20 protein-coding genes are annotated in these 24,407 nt (G+C 60.7%); 7 read left to right on the top strand and 13 right to left on the bottom strand.

Translation table 11 applies throughout. The features are described from left to right. Positions 1 to 63 precede the first annotated feature (63 nt). The 7 genes from KFF05_01935 to serA all read right to left on the bottom strand — a co-directional run bounded on the left by KFF05_01935 (position 64) and on the right by serA (position 14,055). Complete coding sequence (locus KFF05_01935; protein ID UTW52168.1) at positions 64 to 2,076, bottom strand: HAMP domain-containing protein; 2,013 nt, start codon at positions 2,074 to 2,076, stop codon at positions 64 to 66. 204 nt (positions 2,077 to 2,280) lie between these two features. Next, positions 2,281 to 9,279 carry a PAS domain-containing protein gene (locus KFF05_01930; protein ID UTW52167.1) on the bottom strand — a complete coding sequence of 2,333 codons (6,999 nt, stop codon included), beginning with the start codon at positions 9,277 to 9,279 and terminating at the stop codon, positions 2,281 to 2,283. 82 nt (positions 9,280 to 9,361) lie between these two features. Continuing rightward, a complete protein-coding gene (locus tag KFF05_01925; protein ID UTW52166.1) occupies positions 9,362 to 10,996 on the bottom strand; it encodes an EAL domain-containing protein in 1,635 nt (544 codons plus the stop codon). Positions 10,997 to 11,049: 53 nt separating this feature from the next. Continuing rightward, complete coding sequence (locus KFF05_01920; GenBank protein ID UTW52165.1) at positions 11,050 to 11,394, bottom strand: hypothetical protein; 345 nt, start codon at positions 11,392 to 11,394, stop codon at positions 11,050 to 11,052. Beyond that, positions 11,384 to 11,758 carry a response regulator gene (locus tag KFF05_01915; protein ID UTW52164.1) on the bottom strand — a complete coding sequence of 125 codons (375 nt, stop codon included), beginning with the start codon at positions 11,756 to 11,758 and terminating at the stop codon, positions 11,384 to 11,386. The genes KFF05_01920 and KFF05_01915 overlap by 11 nt, the downstream gene beginning before the upstream one ends. A 297-nt stretch (positions 11,759 to 12,055) precedes the next feature. Beyond that, positions 12,056 to 12,694: a thioredoxin family protein gene (locus tag KFF05_01910; protein ID UTW52163.1), complete on the bottom strand. Its 639-nt coding sequence runs from the start codon at positions 12,692 to 12,694 to the stop codon at positions 12,056 to 12,058. A 107-nt stretch (positions 12,695 to 12,801) separates the two neighbouring features. Further along, positions 12,802 to 14,055 (bottom strand): phosphoglycerate dehydrogenase, encoded by a 1,254-nt coding sequence (gene serA / locus KFF05_01905; GenBank protein ID UTW52162.1) that lies wholly within the window; start codon positions 14,053 to 14,055, stop codon positions 12,802 to 12,804. Positions 14,056 to 14,194: 139 nt separating this feature from the next. On the opposite strand from serA, the gene KFF05_01900 reads away from it, so the two are divergent. Further along, entirely contained in the window at positions 14,195 to 15,025 is an 831-nt protein-coding gene (locus KFF05_01900) for an SDR family NAD(P)-dependent oxidoreductase (protein ID UTW53541.1), read from the top strand. 113 nt (positions 15,026 to 15,138) lie between these two features. Beyond that, positions 15,139 to 15,663 (top strand): superoxide dismutase family protein, encoded by a 525-nt coding sequence (locus tag KFF05_01895; GenBank protein UTW52161.1) that lies wholly within the window; start codon positions 15,139 to 15,141, stop codon positions 15,661 to 15,663. A 7-nt stretch (positions 15,664 to 15,670) separates the two neighbouring features. On the opposite strand, the gene KFF05_01890 is transcribed toward KFF05_01895, so the two are convergent. Then, positions 15,671 to 16,450: an SDR family oxidoreductase gene (locus tag KFF05_01890; protein ID UTW52160.1), complete on the bottom strand. Its 780-nt coding sequence runs from the start codon at positions 16,448 to 16,450 to the stop codon at positions 15,671 to 15,673. A 98-nt stretch (positions 16,451 to 16,548) separates the two neighbouring features. Between KFF05_01890 and KFF05_01885 the strand changes: the two genes are divergently transcribed. Beyond that, complete coding sequence (locus tag KFF05_01885) at positions 16,549 to 17,052, top strand: hypothetical protein (GenBank protein ID UTW52159.1); 504 nt, start codon at positions 16,549 to 16,551, stop codon at positions 17,050 to 17,052. Between the two features lie 14 nt (positions 17,053 to 17,066). Here the strand turns inward: KFF05_01885 and KFF05_01880 are convergent, their stop codons facing one another. After that, a complete protein-coding gene (locus tag KFF05_01880) occupies positions 17,067 to 17,300 on the bottom strand; it encodes a hypothetical protein (protein ID UTW52158.1) in 234 nt (77 codons plus the stop codon). Between the two features lie 343 nt (positions 17,301 to 17,643). Between KFF05_01880 and KFF05_01875 the strand changes: the two genes are divergently transcribed. After that, the gene (locus tag KFF05_01875; protein ID UTW52157.1) at positions 17,644 to 18,204 is read left to right on the top strand and encodes a hypothetical protein; all 561 of its coding nucleotides are present in this window, start codon (positions 17,644 to 17,646) and stop codon (positions 18,202 to 18,204) included. Between the two features lie 28 nt (positions 18,205 to 18,232). On the opposite strand, the gene KFF05_01870 is transcribed toward KFF05_01875, so the two are convergent. Both KFF05_01870 and KFF05_01865 read right to left on the bottom strand, forming a co-directional pair. Next, on the bottom strand, positions 18,233 to 19,105 hold the full coding sequence (locus KFF05_01870; GenBank protein ID UTW52156.1) for a TauD/TfdA family dioxygenase: 873 nt from the start codon (positions 19,103 to 19,105) through the stop codon (positions 18,233 to 18,235). A gap of 35 nt (positions 19,106 to 19,140) precedes the next feature. After that, on the bottom strand, positions 19,141 to 19,638 hold the full coding sequence (locus KFF05_01865; protein ID UTW52155.1) for an ankyrin repeat domain-containing protein: 498 nt from the start codon (positions 19,636 to 19,638) through the stop codon (positions 19,141 to 19,143). A 48-nt stretch (positions 19,639 to 19,686) separates the two neighbouring features. On the opposite strand from KFF05_01865, the gene KFF05_01860 reads away from it, so the two are divergent. From KFF05_01860 to KFF05_01850, 3 genes are all read left to right on the top strand, one after another. Beyond that, positions 19,687 to 20,310: a glutathione S-transferase family protein gene (locus KFF05_01860; GenBank protein ID UTW52154.1), complete on the top strand. Its 624-nt coding sequence runs from the start codon at positions 19,687 to 19,689 to the stop codon at positions 20,308 to 20,310. A 104-nt stretch (positions 20,311 to 20,414) separates the two neighbouring features. Next, entirely contained in the window at positions 20,415 to 20,852 is a 438-nt protein-coding gene (locus KFF05_01855) for a CBS domain-containing protein (GenBank protein UTW52153.1), read from the top strand. A gap of 42 nt (positions 20,853 to 20,894) precedes the next feature. Then, positions 20,895 to 21,677 carry a glutathione S-transferase family protein gene (locus KFF05_01850; GenBank protein ID UTW52152.1) on the top strand — a complete coding sequence of 261 codons (783 nt, stop codon included), beginning with the start codon at positions 20,895 to 20,897 and terminating at the stop codon, positions 21,675 to 21,677. A 25-nt stretch (positions 21,678 to 21,702) separates the two neighbouring features. Here the strand turns inward: KFF05_01850 and KFF05_01845 are convergent, their stop codons facing one another. Beyond that, a complete protein-coding gene (locus KFF05_01845; protein ID UTW52151.1) occupies positions 21,703 to 23,187 on the bottom strand; it encodes a RimK family protein in 1,485 nt (494 codons plus the stop codon). Then, positions 23,187 to 24,371 carry a GNAT family N-acetyltransferase/peptidase C39 family protein gene (locus tag KFF05_01840; GenBank protein ID UTW52150.1) on the bottom strand — a complete coding sequence of 395 codons (1,185 nt, stop codon included), beginning with the start codon at positions 24,369 to 24,371 and terminating at the stop codon, positions 23,187 to 23,189. The genes KFF05_01845 and KFF05_01840 overlap by 1 nt, the downstream gene beginning before the upstream one ends. Positions 24,372 to 24,407 lie beyond the last annotated feature (36 nt).

Raw genomic sequence — 24,407 nt, 5'->3', positions numbered from 1 at the left:
CAACGCCGAAGCGCCGCCTAGGTTCGGAGGAGGGAAGAAAATCCTGTCTATGGCCCGCGCCCCTTAGGCGGCGCGTACGTCATGCAGGAAGGCCTGCACGATCTGCTGCAGGGAGGAGGATTTCTGCGCCAGTTCGTCGGACGCACGCAGAACCTCGGTGGCAGAGCCGTCGGTATCGTTGGCGGCGACCTGCACGGTCGAGATCGAGCTTGAAACCTCCTGCGTCGCAGCCGCGGCCTGTTCGCAGTTGCGGCTGATCTCCTGGGTCGCGGCGGCCTGTTCCTCGACCGCGGCGGCCACGGCCGACGTCATCTCGTTGACCTCGGCGATGGTTGCCTTGATCACGTTGATGGCACTCGCCGCCTCGCCCGTCGTCGACTGGATCTTGGCCACATGGGCCGCCACTTCTTCCGTCGACCGCTTGGTCTGGGCCGCCAGGTTCTTGACCTCCGATGCCACCACCGCAAAGCCCTTGCCGGCTTCGCCGGCGCGCGCCGCCTCGATGGTCGCGTTGAGCGACAGCAGGTTGGTCTTCTCGGCGATCTCGTTGATCAGTTCCACCACCTGACCGATCGCCTGGGCCGCCTCGACCAAGCCGTCGACCTTGCCCTGGACCTGATCGGCCTCGCTCACCGCCTGACCGGCCTTTTGCGAGGACCGCGCCATCTGCTGGGTGATCTCACGCACCGACGCGGTCAACTCTTCCGTTGCCGTCGCCACGGTCTGCACGTTGGCCGCCGTCTGTTCGCAGGCCGCCGCCACGGAGGACGACTGACGGGTCGTGGTTTCCGCCGTGCCGCGCATGCTGGTCGCCGTCGCCTGCAGTTCCGTCGAGGCCGACGACACCACACCGAGCACTTCGTTCACCGTCGCATCGAACGTCGACGTCAAGGACGCAAGCTTCTCTGCGCGCTCAACCTGACGCACCTGCTCCTGACGCTGCGCTTCTTCCAGATTCTTGGCCTTGATCAGGTTTTCCTTGAAGACCTGAAGAGCACGCGCAACGGCGCCAATCTCGTCCTTATTTTCAAGGGCCGGAACCTGGACGGTCCAATCACCTTCAGCCAGGGTTTCCGTAGCCTTGGTGACCGCTTTCATGGGACGGGTGATGCTCATCGCGACAACCGCGCCCGCAGCAACGAAGACGACGAAGCTCACCGCGGCGCCGATCATCATCAAAATCCCCATGGACCTCTGTGTTGCATCCATTTCGGCAAGGGCGTTCGCGGCGCCCTGTTCACCGAACGTAACCAGTTCCTCGACGGTCGGAGTCACGATCTTGTAGATGTTGCTCAGCTCTTTGATCGCCGCACTATTTTCAACGGACAATTTGGCGAAGGCATTGAACGCGGTCACATAGACGTCGAGAAGCCCGGTAATTTCCGCCTTAGCGCTATCGGACAGCGGCGCTGCCGGCAGCATTTCAAGGAATTCTGCCTGCCGTTTCGCCACTCTGCTGATGTATTTTTCAGCACCGCGTAGCATGAAATCCTTTTCGTGACGCCGCATCATCAGCATCTTCACGGTGAGACCGTCCAGATTTGCTTCCTTCAGTTTCGTCTCGACCGCATGCACGGCTGTACGCAGCTTGCCCTGTAGACCAACCGTCTCGTCCAGACCCAGTTCCTGAGTCTGGGAAACAACCATGGCGAATTGCCTTGCATGGGCATCAATTGCACCATCCAAACGGGCCAGGGTTTCGGATTTGGCTGCCGCCACGGGCTCCTGACGCACCTTGTTCAGGACGGATTTAAGCTTGGCGACGTTGCTCTTGTAGAGGTCTGCATACTTCGTATCGCGGCGCAAAAGGAAATCCTTTTCCCCGCGGCGCATCTGCAGGGATAGCGCCTGAATTTCCTGACTGCCCATTGCCAGGGCGTTGTAATCAGTGTTGGACTGAACCGCCTGGGTGATCTTCGACTTCCCGTAGAACTGAATGCTGCCGAACACGGCCATGGCGGTGACGCCTAGAACAACGATGGCGCTGACGCGTTGTGCGATCGTAAATTTGCCGAACAGTGTCTTGGCCGCAACCATATCATCATCGCTTGCGTCAATTTGTGAGTGTTTCGACATTACGCATTCCTAATTTCTTGTTTTAATCCATGCCGCCCTGCGTAGGCGGTCACATCCGATAGGTGCAGAACAAGCAAGAAGCATGCCGCAATTCCAATACCGGTCCTGTGAACCAAAGGAGGTATCGGGCCAAAAATTCAGTATGTGTCGATATGCTCGTGATATTGCACACACCATGCTTTGGTATGCGCAGGCCGCAGTCGCTCAATCACCCAACAGATCAGCGAGCACCTGTCCCAGGCGCGAGGCGGAGACCGGTTTTTGAAAAAAGGCGTCCGCCCCACCGGACCGCGCCGTTTCTTCCGTTAGCGTATCGCTGTATCCGGTACACAGGATGCAGGGGACGTCAGGACGGATTTCCTTGATCCGCCGGATCAACTCCATGCCGCGCATGTCGGGCATGATCTGATCGGAAATCACGGCCCGCCACAATTCGGGTGTATCACCGAACACTTCGATCGCCTCATCGCCGCCGGAACAGACACCGACTTCATAGCCCAGCCGTTCCAGGCCGATCGAGACCATGTCCGCGACCTCGCTTTCGTCGTCGACGATCAAAATCATGCCCTGGCCCGCGACCCGTTCGGTAACTTCGTCCGCCGCTGCACGGTTGGAACCGGGTGCGGCGCAAGGCAGGAAGACCTCGAACCGTGTGCCCTTGCCCAGGCACGTTTGAACACGTATCGCGCCGTGGTGGGCGGTGACGATGCCATGCACCACGGGAAGCCCGAGACCCGTGCCCTTCCCTGCCTCCTTGGTGGTAAAGAACGGTTCGAAAAGACGCCGGAGCACGGGCTCCGCGATGCCTGGCCCCGTGTCTTCCACATATATCATGACATGATCGGCGTCGGCATCAATCACCCCCGCCACCACCTGCCAGGCGCCGTCCTCCACCTTCCGGATTTCCATGAAATCCTCGGGCGAGGTCTTGACCGAACCTTCGTGGGCCGACAGCAGTTTCGAGCCCGAGGGTATACGTTCCACGCCAATATTGATGACGCCGTCAACGCCCGAGAAAGCATCGTTGGCGTTGACACCCAGGTTCATCAGAACCTGAGACATCTGGCCGGCATTCGTCATCGCGGTGACTTCTGCATCAGAGGGATGAAACACCACGCGGGTCGTTACCGGCAGGGTGCCGGACAAGAGCGTCGTCGCCTCTTCGCCGATCGCGTTCAGATCGACAACATTCTGTTCGCCATGCGATGCCCGTGAGAACGCCAGAATTTGACTAACCAGTTGCTTGGCCCGATCACCGGCACGGGCGACACGCTGGGCGAAATTATGTTGTGGCGAACCTTCCGGAAGGTCTTCGATCAGGAATTCGTTGAAGCCCATCATCGCGCCCGGAAGGTTGTTGAAATCGTGGGCGATCCCCCCCGCCAGACGGCCGATGGCCTCCATCTTCTGAGCCTGTTGCAGTTGTGTCTCAATCTCACGGATTTCGGATACATCGACATAGAAAGAACAGACGCCCGTGACCAAGCCATCCGGCGTCAGCATCGGCGCCTTGATATTGGTCGTGATCAAATTACGGCCGTCGACGCACTTGATGACGACCTCTTTCATAAAGGGCTGGCGCTCGGCGATGACCTTGGCATCTTCTTTGTCGGTACGCGCGCCGACTTCGGGGCCGAACATGTCGGCCGAGCGACGGCCCACGACGTCGACCAGATCCCACCCCTTCCAATCCAGAAAGGTTCTGTTCATGGCCAGGTATCGCCCGGTCGTCGTCTTGATGGTGATCCCCGCGGGTGCGTTCTCGAACAGGCCGCGGAAACGGGCCTCGCTTTCCTTCAGGGCAAGGTCGGCGCGCTTACGGTCGGTAACGTCCATGATCGCCGTGCCGATGCCGAACACCTCCCCCTTGTCGTCACGCACGGGGAATTTGATGTATTGCATCATCCGCTCGCCGTCGCCTTGCGCCGACGTCGCCGCGGCCTCGAACTCGGTAGGCTCACCGGTCGCCAAAACCTTGGCTTCCTGTTCGATGATGACGTCCAAGGATCTGTTCGAGAAAATCTCCGAGACCGTTTTGCCGATGATTTCATCGACGGGCTTGCGTACCCATTGTGCATAGACATCGTTGACGAACTGATACCGCCCTTCCTTGTCCTTGAGATTGAGCAGCATGGGCGCGTTCTGGGTAATCGCCTGCAGCTTGGCTTCACTTTCCCGGATGGCGTTCTCCGCCATCTTCTGATCCGTGATATCCATCGCCGCGGTCCCGATACCGATGACCGTCCCTTCGTCGTCGCGGACCGGGAATTTAATGAAGCGCAGCAGCCGCCCCTTCAACTCTTCGCTGCGGGCATGGGATTCAAAGTCCTTGACCTCTCCCGATCTCAAAACCTCCCGGTCCACCTCAAGCAGATCCTCGGACACCTTGTCCGAAAGGGCCTCATACGGCGTTCTGCCGACGAAATTGATGCTTTTGTCGCGCCGGATATCCGCGAACAGGCGATTAACGAAAACGTACCTGCCTTCAACATCCTTGAGGTTCAAATAGATCGGAAGGTTATCGGTAAACGCCCGAAGCCAGGCCTGGTTCTGGCGCAGAGCGTCATCGGCGAGCTTCTGTTCCGTCACATCGAGAATCAAGCCCTCGACCAGCCATCCATCGTCCAGCGCCTGGATCGCCCGGCTGCGTTCATGCACCCAACACGGGCTACCGTCTTTCCTGACCATCCGATAGGTAAACTCGAAGGGTTTGCCTTCGTTGAAGCAGCGCGTCGATTCGGCGATGTATTCGCCTCGGGAATCCACATGGAACATCGAAAGATCGCCAGCGTTCACACGCGCCGTGACCGTCGCCGCGTCTTCGCCGAGAATCGCCTCAACCCCTTCGCTGAGGAATGCGACATGGATACTGCCGTCGGCCTTGCGGACGCTGCGAAACACCAACCCGGGAACGTTCTCAACCAGGGTCGACAACTGACGTTCCCGGTTCCGCAGGTCGGTCAGATCGACGCTGACGGACACCACGCCGTTCACCTTGCCGGTTTCATCGTGGAACGGGTACTTGGTGATCAACAAGTTATGAGTCGAACCATCGGCAAACTGACGTTCGGTCTCCCGAGACAGGGCTTTACCGGTTGTCCCCGCGATCAGTTCTTGTTCTCTGGTGACGGTGCCATCGACATTCAAACGCTCGGCCAGTTTTAGAATGCTCGTGCCGATGACTTCATCCTGGCCAAGGCCATACCAATCGCAGAAAGTCTGATTGACCAAATTGTAACGCTCGTTCCGGTCGGTCATGATGATGCTGACCGGCAGGTTGTCGATCAGCGATCGCAGCAGGCGCTCGTGCCGTTCAAGCGCTTGACGAGCTTCGATCTCCTGGGTCAGGTCAATGCTGACGGAGCCGACCCGGGACACCCTGCCCTGGTCATCGAAGATCGGAAACTTTGTAACTTTCAGCGAATGATCACGCCCGTCCGCAAAACGGTGCGCGGCTATGCGTGTACGAATTTCGCCGGTTTCCAGAACCTCCCGCTCTTGCGCCCGACGATGGCTGATGTCTTCTTCATCCGCCTGCTCGCCGCTTATGAGCGTTTCCTGCTTCCCGATCTTGGATTCAAAATCGATTCCATACCACTGACTGTAAACCGGGTTCGTTCTTTCCAGGCGAAGCTCGGAATCCTTGATCAGGACAGCCACGGGAAGATGTTCGAAAATCGACCCAAGAAGTTGTTCGCTCGTCTGCAATTCACGGGTCCGCTCGGCAACCGTCTGCTCAAGGGTTTCCGCCTGCTGGGCCAGCGCCTCCTCGGCTTCTTTGCGGGTCGTAATGTCGTAATGCCAAACCAAGGCTGCCTTTTCGCCCTCGAATTCGACGGTTCTCGCATGCATTAACAACCAAACTTGCCTGCCGTCCAGACGCCGGCGGCGCACTTCGGCCGCATGGACGCCCCCCTTCTCGTCGACTTCTGTACTTAGCCGTTCCAGATCCAGCGGATCCACGTAGGTGTCCGCCATTGGGACCGCGTTGAGGGCCTCCTCACTTTCGGCGCCAAACATGTCGAGAAGGCTTTGATTGACGAACAACCGGCGGCGGGGGACACCGGAGACGACAGCCACCCCGACGGGGCTTTTTTCCAAAACCGCACGCAAGTTCGCTTCGGCCCGCCGGCGTTCCGCGATTTCCTGGGTCAGCTCCACGGTGCGGTCGGCGACCATGTCTTCAAGCTTTTCAAGATGGGCCTGTAGTGCCTTTTCCGCCCGGCGTTCATCGGTGATGTCGAGAATCGCCGTGCCGATGCCGGTGATCGCGCCGGCGCTGTCGCGGATCGGGAACTTGAACTGCCGCAAGGCAATTCGCATTCCGTCCTTCGTGTGACCGAAGACGGTGTCGGTTTCGAACACTTGAACTTCGCCCGTCTTAATGACCTCCTGATCGACTTTCTCGACGATCGAGGCCTGTTCTGGCGGCAGCAGATCCCGCGACGCCTTGCCGATGATCTGCTCAAGCTTGCACCCATGCCATTCCGCGAATTTGAGGTTGCAATGCTGATAGGTGCCGTTCTTGTCCTTAAGCGACAACATGATCGGTACATTGTCGGTAATCGCCACGAGCCGCGCCTGGGTTTCCTCCAACGCACGCTGCGCCAGCTTCTGTTCGGTGATATCCGTCATCGCCGTGCCCACGGCCATGATGTTGCCTGCGGCGTCGTAGACCGGAAACTTGATCATGCGGAAAATTGTCTGTTTGCCATCAGGCCGGCGCTGAAGCTCGGATACCGATTCCTCGACAACGACCTCGCCGGTTTCGATCACGCGCTGATCCAACGCCTCGACGATCTTGGCCCGGCCGGCATTGACAAGATCAGTCGACCGCAAACCCGCAATCTCGCGCACGCCGAGGCCATGCCATCGGGCAAAGCCCGCATTACCTTCCAGGTAATAGCCGTCCAGCCCTTTCAAGGAGAGCATGATCGGCACGTTGTCGGTGATCGCGCGCAGGCGTGCCCGGGCATCCTCCAGGGTTTTTTGAACTGCCATCTGCTCGGAGATATCAGTCCACAAGGTGGCGATCAGTTCAACGTCACCGTCCTTGTCATAGACAGGGAACTTAGAAACCAACGCCGACCGCTCGACGCCGTCGCGGCCGATGCGGGTCGCCTCGCCGGAAAATGACCGTCCCTGTTCAAGAACAGCCATATCCTGGGCAACGATCGAGGCCAGGATTTCCGGCGTATTCAGATCCAGGTCTTCGATCCGCTTGCCGATAACATTTTCGGCACGCACGCCGTAGTTCTGCTCATAGATCTTGTTGACGAATACGTAGCGTTGATTCTTGTCCTTGAGTGACAGGGAACTGGGCAGCGCGTTGACGACACTGCTGAACCGGTGTTCGATGGATTGCCGCGCGCGCTCGGCCTCCTGCTGTTCCTGGCGGGCCAGGATAAGCGATGTCAGGGCGGCAAGAGAGCGGGCCAGAGACTGTTCCTCAAGCGACCATTCTCTCTGTTCACCGACATGTTCCAGGCACAACACGCCCTTGAGTTCGTCGCCGACATGGATCGCCGCATCAAGCATGGAAGCAATGCCATGCTTGTCCAGGTATCCCCCGGCAAATTCGGCGGTACGAGGATCCGACTGGGCATCATGGGCGTCGATCACCTCAACCTGCTGCAAGGCCTTGAAGTACTGCGGGAAATTTTCACGTTTCAGGACCATCCCACTGACATGGGTTGCCGGTGTGGCCTGATACAGGTCCAGACATTCGATGTGACTCATATCCGGGTGGGCGTGCCACACACTGACCCTTTCCACGCCCAAGGTTTCGGCCGCAACCCGGGTCAGCAAGGTGAAGGCGTCCCCGGCATCGGGTGAAGCCATTTCGTCGCTGGCGACGATGCGGTCGAGGGCCTTGTGATATCCTTTCAGAATTCGTTCACGATCACGGGCATCCCGCTCCCACGCGTCGCGTTCGGTGATATCGACGCCAAGCGCACCAACACCGATCACCTGTCCGTCATCGTCGGAAATGGGAAATTTGACAATCTCCAGGCGATGGTGCGAACCATCGACGAATTCGCGGTCCTGCTCACGGACGGTGATCTGATTGCTTGCCGTGACGTCCTTTTCCTGGGCCCGTGACGCCGCCCAGGAAGCTTCCCATGCAGGGAAACGCTCCTCGTTCGACCGGCCAAGGATTTCATCGTCGTCGACACCGTAGCGGCGCGTGAACTCCTTGTTGACCAGCATGTACCGTCCGCTAGGGTCTTTCACGGTCAGGCCGTGGGGAATATGGTCAACGATCGCCGATAACAAAACATCCCGGCGGCGCAGTTCTTCTTCGGCCAGTGAGCGATCCAGTTCCGCGGCAACCCGGCCCGCAAAGAATTCGAAGACCAGTTTGTGCATATCCTCCAAAATCATCGGTTGGCCGGACATCGCCACCATCAGACCGAGGCATTGGCCGTTGTTGCCGAAAAGCGGCACGCCGATGTAGCCCTCAATACCTTCGTCCTTCAGGTAATGATCATCGGGAAACCTATCCGCGACACCCCGTGGATAGACGCAAAGCGACGTCGAGCGCGTGACCATCTCACAGGGGCCGCCGGCGATGGGATAGCTGACGTTATCAGCCCATTCGCCATCGATGATCGCGACCACGCTTTCCGCCGTCTTGCCGTCATCGGCCAGGCGGGTGATGAATATCCGATCAACGTTCAATTCCTGCCATAAGGCCTGGGTGATCTGTTCGAGAAAATCCCGACCGACGGCTCTGGACGTTGCACGGACGATGTTGCGGACCAGCTTTTCGATTACCTCGCCCTGAGAGGCCCGGCGACCTGTGCCGCGGTACCCCACGAATTTTCCACCGTCAAACACCGGCATACCGCTTATTGAGATGGGGAATGTCATCCCATCGGGGTCAGCCATGATGAAGGTGATGTCGCGAAAGGGCTCATGCGCGTGGATGACCTTACGATAGGCCGCCCAGGTCGCGTCCTGGGGAATCCCCCCATGCAGTTCCTCGCGCGACTTTCCAATACAGTCTTCAGGCCGCACGCCGACCAGAGAGGTCACTTGATCGGAAATGAAGGTGAACCGGCCATCAACGTCCGTTTCCCAGAACCAGTCGGCACTGACGCGGGCGAAGTCAAGAACACGCGCGTCTGCGCCTGCGTGGTCACCGCCAAACCCGTTGGCTTGGCGTGTGCTTGTCGATTCGTCCGATGGCGACCGCGGCATTCAGCCCCTCCCGGAAAGGCTCCCGTGCCCCCGGATCACGCTGCCCAACGCGTTCCAGGGAAATGAACTTGCTTCGATCTTTTCATCCGACGCGCGCCTCGGCAAGCCGGAAGGCCTTTTCCGGCGTCAACGGACGGCTGAACAGGAACCCTTGCGCGGTCGTCACCCCGAGGTCCGTGAGAAATCGGGCCTGGGCATCGTTCTCCACGCCTGCGGCGACAACCTTCAGATCAAGGGCATTGGCCGCGCGCACAATCGCGGTGACGACTTCGCAGGCCTCGGGATCGGACGGCAGTTCGTCGACAAAGGACCGGTCGATCTTGAGAATGCTCACCGGCAGGCGTACCAGACGCGACAGGGACGCGTATCCGGCACCGAAATCCCCGACCGAAACTTTCACGCCGGCCGCGCGCAAACCGGACATCATGGCGATGCCGCGGCTATGTTCACCGACGGACATGGCGTCCGTCAATTCGAACTCAATCAGCGACGGCGGGATGTCATAGGCATTTATGACCTTGATGAAATCCTTCAATTCCCGATACATCAATTGGCTGGGGGGCACGTTGATCGAAATCGGCAGGGGGGACCGCCCGGCATCGCGCTCAGCCTTGAGCAGCCGGCAGACCTCGTGCAAAACCCAATCCGTGAGCGGCACGATCAGGCCGCACTCCTCGGCCATGGGGATGAATTGTGCGGGCGGGAGAAGTCCGCGTTCCGGATGTCGCCAACGGATCAGTGCCTCAAACCCGCGGCACCGCCCGCCGACCATGTCGATCTTGGGCTGAAGATCGAGTCTGAACCCGTCGTACTCAAAGGCATCGCGAAGATCACGTTCCAATTTCAGCTTGGTGCTGGCCGCTTCGACCATCTGCACCGTGCATTCACGCACGGGGACACCCGACCTGCGGGCGTCATCCAGAGCCAGTTCGGCGCATCGGAAACAATGCCCGATATTAACTGCCTCCGTTCCAACGTCAGCGGTGCCCACGTTGACCCCGACATAAAAATCCATGCCATCCATTTCGAAGGAATGATCAAAACTGCTGACAAGGGTGTTGGCCGTCATGACGGGAAGTATTGATTCCGCGCTTTGGGTATTGATCACGACGAAGACGTTTTCCGAATAGCGGGCGACAAGACCGCGCGGGCCGATCACGGCCTGAAGGCGCTTGGCGGCCTTTTCCGTCAAACGCGACCATATGTGCCCGGCCACTGGCCCCTCGATATTGCGGGGCCTATTCAGACCGACGAGCATGATCGCGACGCCGTCGCCGGCCAGACCTGTGGCCTGCCGGAAGGCGTCTGCCCGCGACGAGACGCCATCAACGGCCGGCACAGGCCGCGAAACATTCACCGGCGCCAAGCCTGGAAACGAGCATTCGTCCAGGGTGCAGACCATCCGGCCCGGGGCGATCCCCATCATGCGACACAACCCAATGGTCAACAGGCGGCCTTCGCGGTCACGTATCACGATGCGGCGCGTCACCCCCTCTTCACAGCCCGTCAGGGTATCCTGCAGCAGGGATGAAATTACCGGCTCTGTCTCCATGCCTAGCAGATCGTGGAGACGCATCAACTGGTTCCCCGAGACGCCGGCGAAAGGCAATTGTTCCAGCATTGCATCGGTCATCAGAAAGCATCCGTCGCGGTTGACGGTGAACAAGATGCCGGAATGGCCGGCTTGCTCCGGATGAATGTGGTTACTGGCGTTCACGGGACATTCCCCTTAATTGTTTTTGTCTGCCCCGCCCGCAGCATCCAACGGGATCAGGCGACGTCCTGGGAAGGGTCCGCCGATGCCTTGTCGGGGGCATGGGCATCGCCCTCATGCCAATAGTCACTGATCTCACGCAATCGCCGGGCGGCATGACGCAGGGCCCGCGCTTCCACATCCGACACCTTGAATCGATAATCGTCCACCGATCCGGCGAGTTCCTCGATACCGTCCCGCAGATCATCAAGTTCAGCCTGGAAGCCCCCGACGTCGGCCTGCAACGCCTGATTTTTCTGATCCAAGGCGTCAACCGCGGCGCGCAGCCGATCCAACGTCGATTCCTGACCGCAGATCTTATTGATACGTTGGGCGTCGTTGCCCGCAAATTTACGCGGCATCGCGCAGCACCTCATCCAGGGCGACTTCCAGGTCTCTGGTGCCGAACGGTTTGTGCAGAACCTTGGCGTTGGCCAAAACCGCGAACAGGTTTTCGTAAGGGCGGATTACGCCTTTGTATCCACCCGTCATGCCGAGCACCGGAATCTGGGAACCCAGCTTCTTCAACTCGGTCACCAGCTCGATCCCATCGGCACCCGGCATGAAGATGTCGGTGATAATGGCGTCAACATCCTGATCGTGCAGGATGCTCAAACAGCGATGACCGTTTTCTGCAGCGATCACGGCATGGCCCAACCGCTCAAGCAGTTGCACGACGAAAGCCCGGTGATCGGTGTCATCGTCGACGACGAGAATTCTTGCCATTTCGGCTTCCTTTTTTTGCGCGTTATCCTTGCAGCGCCTGGATGCGAGGATGTTTCCCATTTGTGATCACCAAGACAGTACCTCGACCGGTCCGCGATTTCTGCTGACCGGGAGACGAGGGCGGTGACCCAAAAGTATGGGGTGGGGTAATACCTATACGCGCGGCGCCGGCAGACCCGTCAGGGCATGCCTTGGCCGATTTGACGAACCCGGACTGGGGGTTTGGGGCAATCGGGCGTCATGACGCCCGGCCAAGATTTGCCCTGGCCGGGCGCGTTACGGCGCTGATCGCCGCAGTTATGAGCCGTACTTGACGCTGCAGCCGTAAGGCCGGGTACCTTGCGGATTGACCGGCTGGCCGGCCTTCATCTGGGCAAGCGCGTTCAGTACATAGTTCTGCGCCTTGGGAATGTCGGTGACATCCGCCGACTTGATGCTGTCGATGGCGCCATGATAGGTGAGCAGCCCCTTGGCATCGATGATGAACATATGCGGCGTGGTGCGGGCACCATACAGGCGCCCGATCTCGCCCGACGGGTCGAGCAGCACCGAAGACGGGACCGCGTTGCGCGATTGGGTCAGGGCATCGGCCTGCGGGCCGCTGACGTTGCCCTGCTCCCCGGGGGCCGAGGAAATCACCGACAACCAGACGATGCCGTCCTGAGTGGCTTTCTTCTGCGTCATCTGCATGTTGCCGGATGAATAATGCTTCACCACGAAAGGACAGTCGTGGTTGGTCCATTCCAGGATCACGGTCTTGCCCCGGTAATCGGCGAGATTGACCGTTTGGCCCTTGGTATCCACCCCGGTGAAGATCGGGGCCGGGCTGCCGACGACAGGTTCGGCCGCCGCCGGGGACGGCGCCGCAAGGGTGGCCGAAGCCAAGACAGACAGAACGGAAAGGGCCGCAAAGTGGCGGCGGGTAAGGGTTTTCATGGCGAGAACTCCCTGCAATCTATGAGGTTAGAATTGCCGAAATTCTACACAGATCGCGATTTCCCCGCGAGTGACATCTTCGTGTGCGGCGGCGGTCCGCAGGCGAATCAGGCGACCCTGTTCAGCAAGCGCGCGCGGATGGTTCCGGAAAGTTCGCGAATTTCCGCCAGGATCGCATCGGCGTCGGCGACGGTGCCCTCGGCCTCCAGGACGACATAACCGATTTCACCGTCGGTCTGATAGGTCTGGGCGGCAATGTTGACATTGTTGCGGGCAAACACCTCGTTTAAGCGTTGCAGTTCGCCCGGCAGGTTGCGCTGAACCTGGATAAAGCGGGTTCCGCCCTGACGCGGCGACAGCTGGGCCTGGGGAAAATTGACCGAACCTTCAGTCGAGCCGACGTCGGAATATTCGACCAACTTACGCGCGACCTCTTCGCCGATGCGTTCCTGGGCTTCTTCCGTGGACCCGCCGACATGGGGCGTCAGGATCACGTTGTCCAGGCCCTGCAGGGGTGACACGAAGGGATCCGAATTTGACGACGGCTCCTTCGGGAACACGTCGACGGCGGCACCGCCCAGATGGCCGTCCCTCAAGGCCGCGGCCAAGGCCGGAATATCGACCACGGTGCCCCGTGAATTGTTGATCAGGAAGGCACCTTTCTTCATGGCGCGGATTTCCGCTTCGCCGATCATGTCCTTGGTATCCGACGTTTCCGGGACATGCAGGGTGACCACATCCGACTGCTTCAACAGGTCGTTCAGGTCACGAGACGGCATGACGTTGCCGTGGCGCAGCTTGTCCGTGCGGTCATGATAGATGACGCGGAGCCCCATGGACTCGGCAATCACCGCAAGCTGACTACCGATATTACCGTAGCCGATGATGCCCAGCGTCTTGCCCCGCACTTCGCGCGACCCGGCGGCGGACTTGTCCCATCCGCCGGCATGGGCGGCCTGCGACCGCGGAAAGGTGCGACGGAACAGCATGACGATCTCGGCGATGGTCAGCTCAGCCACGGACCGGGTATTGGAAAACGGCGCGTTGAACACGGGAATCCCGTTGTTCCGCGCGGCGTCCAGATCGATCTGATTGGTGCCGACGGAAAAACAGCCGACGGCCATCAGCGACGGTGCCGCGTCGATGACCTCCTTGGTCAGTTGGGTGCGCGAGCGGATGCCCAGGATGCGCACATCCTTCAATTTTTCCTTGAGCGCGTCACCGTCCAGGGCCGTCTTCAAACGTTCGCCGTTGGAATAACCCGCGTCCTTGAAGATGGCCGAGGCCGTGGGCGAGATACCTTCGAGCAGAAGGACCTTGATTTTTTCCTTGGGCAGGGACGGGTTTTGGATTTTTGACATGGGATCGGGGGGCGGTTTATCGGGAGGGATGAACATGTTGCGGCGCAAAATGCCGGAGCAGGCCCCAGGACGCAAGTGATATAAGGAAGGCCGTATGCCTTTTCCACCGAGGAGACCCATGATGAGCGAAGCAGCCTCCATGTCCGCCCTTGAATCCATCCTCGTCCCCGGGCGCAGCGCCGTCGTCACGGGGGCCGCCAGCGGCATCGGCCTCGCTGCCGCCAAACGCTTTGCCGCCTTCGGCATGCATGTCTGCCTGGCCGACATGGACGAATCCGCCCTCGACCGCGCCCATGAAGAGGTCCGTGCCGCCGCCCAGGCCGGGCGCGTGATGTCCATGGCCGTGGATGTCGCCGACCCTGACGCCGTGGCGGCCTTGAAGGAGCGGGTACAGGATACCTTCGGCAGCGTCGCGCTGGTGATGAACAACGCGGTCGCCCGGCACACGGGCGGTTGCCTGGACGAGTTGGACAACTGGCGCCGGACCATCGACGTCGGCTTGTTCGGTGTCATCAACGGCTGTCAGGCCTTCGCCCCCGCGATGATCGCGGCAGGGGAGCCGGCGATGATCATCAACGTGGGCTCAAAACAGGGCATCACCAATCCGCCCGGCCGCCCCCATTACAACGTCGCCAAGGCTGCCGTGAAGGCCTACACGGAACTGCTGCAGCACGAATTACGCAACGGCGAGAACACCGCCGCCACCGCCCATCTGCTGATCCCCGGCATGACCACGACGGGCGGCCGCGACCATCGCCCTGGCGCCTGGTGGCCGGACCAAGTGGTTGATTTCATGCTGGCGGCCCTGGAACGCGGTGATTTCTACATCCTCTGCCCCGACGGCGAGGTGACGCCGGAGATGGACGCCAAGCGCATCCTCTGGGCAGCCCAGGACATCACTGAAAACCGCCCGCCCCTGACCCGCTGGCATTCGGATTTCAAGACCGCCTTCGACGCGTTTGAGCCCTGAACACGGCTTTCCGGTGGATCCCACCGGTTCCCATTGCAAAAGGTCCGAACCGGGCGCATATCATGTGCATCGTCCGGCGATCAGACCGGACCATCGATCTTTGGGAGACATCCATGAAAACCTTCATCGCAACCGCATTGGCAGCGCTTGTTATTGCCGGCAGCGCCCATGCGGCTTCCGTCACCGTGACCATGCACCAAACCGCCGCCGCGGGCGTCGGCCCTATCCTCGGCACGGTGGTGTTCCAGGATACGGCCCGTGGTTTGCTCATTCAGCCCAACCTGTCGGGCTTGAGCGAAGGTCAGCACGGCTTCCATGTCCATGAACACCCCAGTTGCGATCACAAGGAAAAGGACGGCAAGCACGTGCCTGGCTTGGCAGCCGGCGGCCATTACGATCCGGCCAACACGGGCAAGCACCTGGGCCCCGACGGCGACGGGCATCTTGGCGATCTGCCCGTGCTCTATGTCGCGGCCGACGGCACGGCGACCCGCGAAAGCTACGCCGCACGCTTGAAAATCTCGGACCTGGCCGGCCGTTCGATCATGATCCACGCCGGCGGTGATACATATTCGGACACCCCCGCGCCGCTCGGCGGCGGCGGTGCGCGCGCCGCCTGCGGCGTGGTGGTCTACTAAGAGCCGCCTATCCCCGCCCGATCCAGGGCATCTTGGTCGCCTGGATGGTGAGGAACTGAATATTCGTATCCATGGGCAGGTTGGCCATCATGACGACGGCCTCGCCGACGTGTTCCGCCGGCATGCGCGGTTCCACCTTCAAGGTGCCGTCGGACTGTTTCACGCCGTGGCCCTGCGCCATGCGTTCGGTCATCGGCGAAACGGCATTGCCGATGTCGACCTGGCTGACCGCGATGTCGTACTTGCGCCCGTCCAGGGCCGCCGTCTTGGTCAGGCCCGTGACGGCGTGCTTGGTCGCCGTATAGGGGATGGAATCGGGCCTCGGCGCGTGGGCCGAGATCGAACCGTTGTTGATGATCCGCCCGCCCATGGGGGATTGCGCCTTCATCACGCGGAAGGCTTCCTGAATGCACAGGAACACGCCGGTCAGATTGACGTCGATGACGCGCTTCCAGTCCTCGACCTTCAAATCCTCGAGCAAAATTCCAGGCGCGTTGGCACCCGCGTTATTGAAGATTACGTCAACCCGGCCGTGAGCGTCCGTGGTGACCTTGAACATGGCATGTATCGCGTCGGGGTCGGTCACGTCCGTGGGCTGAACCAGGGCTCGGCTGCCGGCATCACCCGCAAGGGCCTTTGTTTCCTCCAGCATGTCGGCGCGGCGGCCGGCCAGGGTCACCGAGTAGTCGTCGGCGAGCAGCGCCAGGGCAGCCGCCCGGCCAACGCCGGTGCCGGCGCCGGTGACGATGGCGACCTTAGATGCGGGAACATGGGATTGCAGGCTCATGGAATGTCTCCTTGATGCAGATCTTGATGCAGATCATTTTTTGGGATGTGATAGATTTATAAACTACCGCCCACCGACGAACAGAGAGATTCGACACCATGACCTACTCACTCGATGCCTTCGCTAAGGATCTGAAACAGGTTCTGACCCAGGGGCAGAGCCCCGCTCAGCTTGAGGAAAGCCGCAAGCTCGTGGAAAAGGCGCTGAAGGACCCGGCATTCGTCGAAGCTCATCTGGGCGAAAACGCCGAGGGTGAGCGCAAGATCGTATATGAAGATCCGGACCTGGGATTTTGCATCCTGACCCATGTTTACAAAGGCGCCAAAACCGGCAACCCGCACGATCACGGCCCGTCCTGGGCGATCTACGGCCAGGCCTTCGGCGAGACCAAGATGACGGAATACGACATCGTCGAACCGCCCCAGGGCGACAAGCCCGGTAAGGTCAAGGAGCGTGAAAGCTATAAGATGGTCCCTGGCGATGCCCGCGTGTATCAGGTCGGCGACGTGCACTGCCCGGAGCGGCAAAGCGAAACCCGCCTGATCCGCATCGAGGGCATGAACATGAACGGTGTCAAGCGCACGCCCCTGGTGCCGGCCTAACCCGGGCCGTCGGCCTAGCGGTCGCTCGACTGGATTCCCTGCAGTTTATCCAGGCTGTCCGACGTCAACTGCAATGACACGTTGCCGACGGTGGAACGGATGATCAGATCAACGAACCACACGCCGGGTGTCAGTTCCTGCGGCGTGCCGATGTCGATGCCGACAACGTCCTCGATATCGATGGACAGGTTCTTGTTGTCATGAAACGAGATGGCGGCGACGGTCTTCTTCGTTTCGGTGCTTGTCATCAACTGATCCTCGAGTCACATGAAACCGCTGCTGACGCGTCAAAATGACACACTGGTGCGGTTCGGTAGTCGATAGCTTGCCCGCGCCGCCCCGCCGCCGCAACCCGCCAATGGCCTAAAAAATACCGGAGTCGCTGAACGATCCCGGGCACGACCATGAACGCCAGGGCGGGTTTCTGGAATGGTCGGGCTCTTTCTTTGCTTCTTCACCCAATATTACTTCATTCATCTATACCGGGAAATTCCCGTTCTATATCTTAGGTCTGGTGTATCCGGACCGGCGGAACTGGCACAATGATTGCGTCTGAATTGACAGAAGTTCCATTCTGACAAGGCAACTTTGGTGAACACATCCGTGGGTAACTCCGTCCGCATCAAATCGACGTTTCTTGAGGCGGGAAATAATCTTCCGACCTTCCATCGTGAGGTTCTGGATTATTGGCAACGCCTGCGCGGCGACAGAGCGGCGCCGGCGCTGTCTGAGTTCGACATGGCCGCGCCGGCCCCGGAAACCGTCCGCTTCATGAATATCACCGATATAACGCCGGAACCGCTTGCCTCGGTCTATCGCTTCTGGGGGCCTGGGCTGACCCAGGCGTTCGGCGCGGATTACACCGGCCGCTCTCCCATCGAAGTGCCGCCCAAGGCCATCGGCCTGAGTGCGCCGGGCGGCTGCGGCCGGTTGACGCACGAACTGGCCCCCCATTGCGAAGTCAAACAGTTCGAGACGCTTGCCGGATACCGGGGCCGCGCCGTGATCCTGCGCCTACCATGTTCTGACGACGGCATCACGGTTGCCAACGGCGTCGGCGTGTACAAGTTCGAACACGTCAATCCGGACGCCGATCTGACAGCCTTCTTCGAAGAAGTCTTCGGACCGCTCGACGCCGCCTCGCTACCCTAACTTTCCCGGTTCCTAATCCACCTGTGGATCAGGCTGCCGTCGCCCGATCCTTAAGGAACGGCCGATCACCGCCCGCCGTCGTGCGGTGCATGCGTCGGGGCATGTTTTCGTCGTAATCACGCACGGCGTAATGCATGGTCGCGCGGTTGTCCCACATCACCAGATCGCCTTCCTGCCAGCGGTGGCGATAGATATTTTCCGGCTGCGTTGCATGGGCCATCAGGAAGTCCAGCAACGGCCGGCTTTCTTCCATCGTCATGTCCACGAAGTTCGTGGTGAAGAAGGTGTTGACGTAAAGCGCGTCGCGCCCCGTGCCCGGGTGGGTGCGCACCACCGGGTGGCGGTACGAAGCTAGGTTCGCCGGAATCTGCGGTGAATCCGTGTCCGGTTCGGCCAGATTACGCCGCCGGATGGCGTCCGGAGAATGCATGGCGTCGAGCCCGCGCAACATCTCCTGCATGGCCGGCGACAGGGTCTCCAGCGCCCGGTACATGTTGCAGAACATGGTGTCGCCCCGGCCTTCGGGCACGATACGCGCGTGCAACAGCGATAGCGCCGGCGGCTGTTCGGAGGCCGAGATGTCGGAATGCCAGAAATCGTTGCGCGCGCCCCGGCGGCCCGGCTTGGTTTCCAGCACGATGACCTCGGGATGCTCGTTATTCACGCCGGCCCGGGACCCGTAAGGATGCGGTTCCGCCGGCCCGAAACGCTGGGAAAATCGGCTTTGTTCCGCAGGCGTCAGATCCTGACCAGGAAACACCAGCACCAAATATTCATGCAGCGCGGCGGTGACGGCGGCAAAGGTTTCAGCGTCGAGGTCTTCGGACAGATTGACGCCGGAAATCCGGGCGCCCATGGCCCCGGTCAGCGATTGCACTTGGAAAGGATAGTCGCGGCTCATTTAGAGGCCTCCCATGCTTGAACCGATACGGCCCGTTATTTGTTTTTATGGGTGGGCCGGTTGATCTCCGCCCGGCGCAACATCCGGGCGATGGGATCATTCTTACCCCTCATCAACGCGTAGTCCAGAGCCCTGCGTCCCCAGCGGTCCGCAATCAGGGGGTCCGCACCTGCCAGGATCAGATATTCGGCAATCTCGGGATAATTGCCATGGGCGGCCAGAATCAAGGGCGTAACCTTGTCCGCGTCCTGCCAGTCGACCCGCGCCCCCGCGCGGACAAGCACAGTCGCCATATCAAGCCGCCCCAACAGCACCGCATGATGAAGGCCCCCCCGCCAGTCCGTGCCGACCACGTTGGGATCGGCCCCCGCCAGCAACAGTTGAGCCAGTAACACCTGATCGCCCGCGGCGGCGGCCCGCAGCAGGTCGAGGGTCGTCGCCGTCGCCGGCAGGTCCCCCGCACGGGCCGGTCGCGGCACATCGCCCGTCGTCACGGCGGCAACAAGACATGTGAGAAAGATCAAACGACGCATGACACTTCTTCAATTGCGCGGGTCAGGTGCCCCGGATAGGCTTTCACCATGATCACGCTCCACGATTTTCTGCCTTCGGGCAATGGCTACAAATGTCGGCTGATGCTGCGCTTTCTCGGCCGCCCCTTCACCCTGGTCGAATACGACGTCACCAAGGGGGAAACCCGCACACCCGATTTCCTGGCCAATCTCAATCCGAACGGCCGCATTCCGGTGCTGGAATTGGAAGACGGCCGCTGTCTTTCTGAATCAGGGGCGATCTTGAATTTTCTGGCCCAAGGCACGCCGTTCCTGCCCGATGATGCCTGGGCCCGCGCCAAGGTCCTGCAGTGGATGTTCTTCGAACAATACACACTGGAACCCACCATCGCCGTGCGCCGGTACTGGTTGACCGAACAGGACACGCCGCTGACCGAAATCCAGCAGGCGCAATTGCCGGCCAAACTAGACCAGGGCCATGCGGCATTGGGTGTCCTGGAACAGGGCCTGGCGGCCGGGCCCTGGCTGGTCGGGGATGAACCGACCATCGCCGACATCGCGCTCTACGGTTATACCCATGTGGCACCCGAGGGTGGCTATGACCTGGACGCTTATCCCCACGTCACGGCCTGGATCGGCCGATTCCGCGAATTGCCCGCCTATGTCCCAATCACCCAGCGCGATTTCACCTGAGGCCCCTGCACGACCGCCCGCGTATCTGAACCTTCTAATTTGCGATATACTGGATGAAACCCGCCCACGGCCGAAGGCCAGGCGACCAGACGGGAGACGCATCCATGAACGTGAAACATATCCTTGAACGCAAGGGCAGCGCCGTCACCACCATCCCCACCGGGGCGACCATCGGCGAGGCCGCGCGCACCTTGGCCGAAGCCCGGATCGGCGCCATCGTCGTGTCCGACGACGGCAGCACCATCAACGGCATCCTGTCGGAACGCGACATCGTGCGCGTCATCGGCACGGAAGGCCCCGGCGCCCTCACCCGCCCGGTGACCGAGGCCATGACCGCCAACGTCATCACCTGCAAGCCGGAAGACCGCATCAACGTGCTGATGAGCATGATGACCCAGCGCCGCATCCGCCACCTGCCCGTGGCCGAAAACGGCAAGATGACCGGCCTGATTTCCATCGGCGACGTGGTCAAGGAACGCATGGACGAAATCGAATCCGACGCCGCAGCCATGCGCGACTACATCACCGGCATGACCGCCTGACCAACCGACCTTCTTTCCAACCACAAGGACCAGCAGAACACCATGACCACCACGACCTCGCCGGGGCCCAGCCTCGTGCTTTATCATGCCTGGGCTTCTTCCGCGTCGCGCAAGGTGCGCATGTGCCTTTACGAAAAAGGCCTGACCTTCGACGCCACAGTCGTCGACCTGAACAAATTTGAACACCATTCAGACTGGTACAAGAAACTCAATCCGTCGGGCATCGTGCCGGCGCTGATGGTCGACGGTCATCCGTTGGTCGAAAGCAACTTCATCAACGAATATCTGGACGAGACCTATCCCACGCCACCGTTGCGGCCGACGGACCCGATGCTGCTGCACGACATGCGGCTGTGGGGGAAATACATCGACGACACCTGCCTGCCGGCGATCCAAAAACACAACTGGATGCACCACTTCCACCCCATGGCCCGCGAATGGTCGGACGAAGAGCTGGAACGCCGCCTTGCCGCCATCCCGACCGCCAACCGCAAGCACGTGTGGTATCGCATGGCCCGCGATCCCTATACGGCGGAAGAGCTGGAGGCGGCGCTGGACATCCTGCGCGACATGATGGACCGCATCGAGGCGCGCATCGCCAAGACCGGCTTCGTCACCGGCGATGCCTATTCCCTGGCCGATATCGCCGCCGCCCCCTACGTGATCCGCACGGAGGAATTGGCGCCGATCGAGGTCTCAGCGGAAAAGCGCCCTCATGCCGCCAAATGGTGGGCGGCGATCAAGGCACGCCCCGCCTACAAGGCGGCCCATATGGAACCCTTCAACGACCAGTGCTGGTCCGGGTCGATGCCGCCGGCGGCGTGATCCACCGCCCCCGTCGGCCATTTCATCAACCGCTTCTGGCTTTGTCGATGCGGCGGGTGAATTCCTGGATCACGCGCTCGTAAAGGGCCCCCTTCAGGATCTTGTCCTCGACCCCGCCGTCGATGTTGGGATTGTCGTTGACTTCGATCACGAACACGCCGGCTTCCGTTTCCTTCAGGTCCACGCCGTAGAGCCCGTCGCCGATCAGGGCGGCGGCGCGGCGCGCCGTTTCGACCACCACGGGGGGGGCTGCGTCGATCGGCATGGTTTCCCACGCGCCGGAGACGGATTTTTGGCTGTCGACATGGCGGTAAATCTGCCAGTGCGAGCGCGACATGAAGTACTGACAGGCGAACAGGGGCTCTCCGCCGATCAGGCCGATCCGCCAATCATAGGGTGTGTACATGTATTCCTGGGCCAGGATCACGCGGGAGCGTTCAAACAGGCCTTCCGCATGGCGCAGGAAATCCTCCCGGTTTTCGGCCTTTTCGACTCCGCGGGAAAAAGCGCCGTCGGGAATTTTCAAGACCACCGGATAGCCCATCATAGCTTCGATTTCGGCCAGCCGCTTGTCGTTGAAGGTCGAACGGTTGAGCAATTCCGTGCGCGGCGTCGGCACGTTGGCCGCCTTCAATGCTTCCGACAAATAGACCTTGTTGGTGCAACGCAGGATCGAGCGCGGATCGTCGATCACCGGAATGCCTTCGACCTCGGCCTTGCGGGAAAAGCGGAAGGTATGGTGGTTCAGAGCCGTCGTCTCGCGAATGAACAGGGCGTCGAATTCGGGGATGCGCTGGATGTCCTTGGCGGTGATGAATTCGACCTCGACCCGCTGGTCCGCCCCGGCCTTGGCCAGACGCTTCAGCGCCACCTCGTCAGACGGGGCCAGCCGCTCGTTGGGATCGACCAGAACGGCGAGTTCGTAAAGCGCCGACGGGCGGCTTTTGCGCTGCGACGCGGGCACGCGGACATAGGTGCGCAGCGCATCTTCGAAGACGGCCTCCAAGTCGGCGTTGATCTTGTTAATGCCGAGCGGATGGATCGCCTGAATCCGCCAGCGCTTGTCACGCACGATCTGGATTTCCAGGACCGGATAACGGAAAGCATCGAAGACTTCGGCGGCGAGCCGGCGGAACCGCGCATCGTCGGGTCGTCCGAAAAACACATGCAGTGCGAACCCGGTCGTGGGCGGGCTGGCCAGCCGCTTCATCGTCGCGTGCAGGATGCGTTCCAGATCGGGGACCGCGTAGGCGTAGGATCCCCGCTTGTCCAAATCGATGATGTCGACCACCGTCGGCATGGGCAGGTCGCCGCGGGATTCCGACAGCAATGAACAATAATATCCGGCCGACAGATACTTGTACCGGCGGCACAGGTTGATCACGCGCAGGGGCCGTTTGTTCGGCGTACGCTTTTCCGCGATGAAGGCATCGACCGTCTGGATGTTCAGGCCTTCCTGATTCCAGCGCCAATCGGACAGCCGGTCGACGACAATTACGCTGCGGGCCATCAGGCACTCCTCTTTTTCGGGCCGATGACAACCACCGCATATTGCTTTGACCCGCCGTAGCGCATCATGCGGTCGAACTCGCCAAGACGGATGGGAATCCCGAAACAGACCGTTTCGCTCTCGCCCTCGTCCGTATCGACGTAAGGTTCGTGGACATAAACGAAGCGATCGTCAAAGCCTGTGATGGCCATCCAATGGGGTGCCTTGTAGCCCGTCAGGCGGTAGGCGCTGACCAGAACGATCGGGAAGTACCCGGCGTTGAACTTCTCGCGCAAGTCCGACAACTGCGGCGGCGCGTAAGTGAGCTGAATATCGGTTTTGCCGATCTCTTCCAGGAAATCGGCCTGCACCAGGCGGATGACTTCCTTCTTTTCCTCGTTGCGCACGCCGTCGGCGAACAGGGCCTGTTCCTTGCTGACGAACAGGCTGACGGCGAAGCCCCGTTTCCAGGCCGACAGCGCCAGGCCGAAGGGCCCGCAGCCGCCGTGGCCGGAGGTCATGAAGATGGTCGTTGCCTCGCGCCACAGGCGCAGTTCGAACGAACGGTCCAGTTCCAGGTCCGGTTCCTGGGCCTTCATGGCCATCATCAGGCAGGCCGGGCCGCAGGTGAATTCCAGGGTCTGGGCGTAATAGGGGACGGGCGCGTCCTCGGCCGACAGATGCGGGGCCAGGGCCTTTTCCATGCGCACTGCGTCGACATGGTCTTCGTAATAGTCGGGGTAGGTTGAAAAGGCGCGGTAGCCGGCCTTTTCGTAAAAGGCATGGGCACGGGCGTTGTCCTTGCGCACCTCCAGCCGCATGGTGACGAAGGCGTTTTCCACGGCGATCTTTTCCGATTCCACAAGCAATGCCCGTGCGATGCCGCCGCGCCGGCGGTCGGGCAGAACCGCGAAGGAATAGAGGCGCGCCATCGATGTGTTGCGGTGGAACAGAACCAGACTGTAGCCGGTGATGGCGCCCGCGTCCTCGTCGACGATGAGGGACGCGTTACCATGCATCAGCAGATAGCGGAAGTTGCGCGGCGACAGCCGGTCGGTGTCGAAGCATTGCCGTTCCAGATCCGCGAGGACCGGAACATCTTCCAAGGTGGCGTTGCGGATCACGGCGGAACCTGCACGACTTTCAAGGGGCGTATCAATCAGCGGAGGGCCGGGCCCGGGCCGGCGGCATTCCGCACACGACATTACGCCCGAACAGGTACTCCAAAAGTCGGCTTTTGG

Source organism: bacterium SCSIO 12827 (assembly GCA_024397995.1).
Classification (GTDB): domain Bacteria; phylum Pseudomonadota; class Alphaproteobacteria; order Rhodospirillales; family Casp-alpha2; genus UBA1479.
This window is presented reverse-complemented; position numbering and strand designations above follow the sequence as displayed.

Bases quoted from the DNA above. Each gene is read 5' to 3' on its own strand.
- KFF05_01900 (UTW53541.1), top strand. From the start codon at position 14,195: ATGTCCGCCCTTGAATCCATCCTCGTCCCCGGGCGCAGCGCCGTCGTC.
- KFF05_01915 (UTW52164.1), bottom strand. From the start codon at position 11,758: ATGGCAAGAATTCTCGTCGTCGACGATGACACCGATCACCGGGCTTTC.
- KFF05_01845 (UTW52151.1), bottom strand. From the start codon at position 23,187: ATGGCCCGCAGCGTAATTGTCGTCGACCGGCTGTCCGATTGGCGCTGG.
- KFF05_01860 (UTW52154.1), top strand. From the start codon at position 19,687: ATGATCACGCTCCACGATTTTCTGCCTTCGGGCAATGGCTACAAATGT.
- KFF05_01920 (UTW52165.1), bottom strand. From the start codon at position 11,394: ATGCCGCGTAAATTTGCGGGCAACGACGCCCAACGTATCAATAAGATC.
- KFF05_01840 (UTW52150.1), bottom strand. From the start codon at position 24,371: ATGTCGTGTGCGGAATGCCGCCGGCCCGGGCCCGGCCCTCCGCTGATT.
- KFF05_01850 (UTW52152.1), top strand. From the start codon at position 20,895: ATGACCACCACGACCTCGCCGGGGCCCAGCCTCGTGCTTTATCATGCC.
- KFF05_01930 (UTW52167.1), bottom strand. From the start codon at position 9,279: ATGCCGCGGTCGCCATCGGACGAATCGACAAGCACACGCCAAGCCAAC.
- KFF05_01935 (UTW52168.1), bottom strand. From the start codon at position 2,076: ATGTCGAAACACTCACAAATTGACGCAAGCGATGATGATATGGTTGCG.
- KFF05_01890 (UTW52160.1), bottom strand. From the start codon at position 16,450: ATGAGCCTGCAATCCCATGTTCCCGCATCTAAGGTCGCCATCGTCACC.
- serA (UTW52162.1), bottom strand. From the start codon at position 14,055: ATGTCAAAAATCCAAAACCCGTCCCTGCCCAAGGAAAAAATCAAGGTC.
- KFF05_01855 (UTW52153.1), top strand. From the start codon at position 20,415: ATGAACGTGAAACATATCCTTGAACGCAAGGGCAGCGCCGTCACCACC.
- KFF05_01895 (UTW52161.1), top strand. From the start codon at position 15,139: ATGAAAACCTTCATCGCAACCGCATTGGCAGCGCTTGTTATTGCCGGC.
- KFF05_01885 (UTW52159.1), top strand. From the start codon at position 16,549: ATGACCTACTCACTCGATGCCTTCGCTAAGGATCTGAAACAGGTTCTG.
- KFF05_01880 (UTW52158.1), bottom strand. From the start codon at position 17,300: ATGACAAGCACCGAAACGAAGAAGACCGTCGCCGCCATCTCGTTTCAT.
- KFF05_01910 (UTW52163.1), bottom strand. From the start codon at position 12,694: ATGAAAACCCTTACCCGCCGCCACTTTGCGGCCCTTTCCGTTCTGTCT.
- KFF05_01865 (UTW52155.1), bottom strand. From the start codon at position 19,638: ATGCGTCGTTTGATCTTTCTCACATGTCTTGTTGCCGCCGTGACGACG.
- KFF05_01870 (UTW52156.1), bottom strand. From the start codon at position 19,105: ATGAGCCGCGACTATCCTTTCCAAGTGCAATCGCTGACCGGGGCCATG.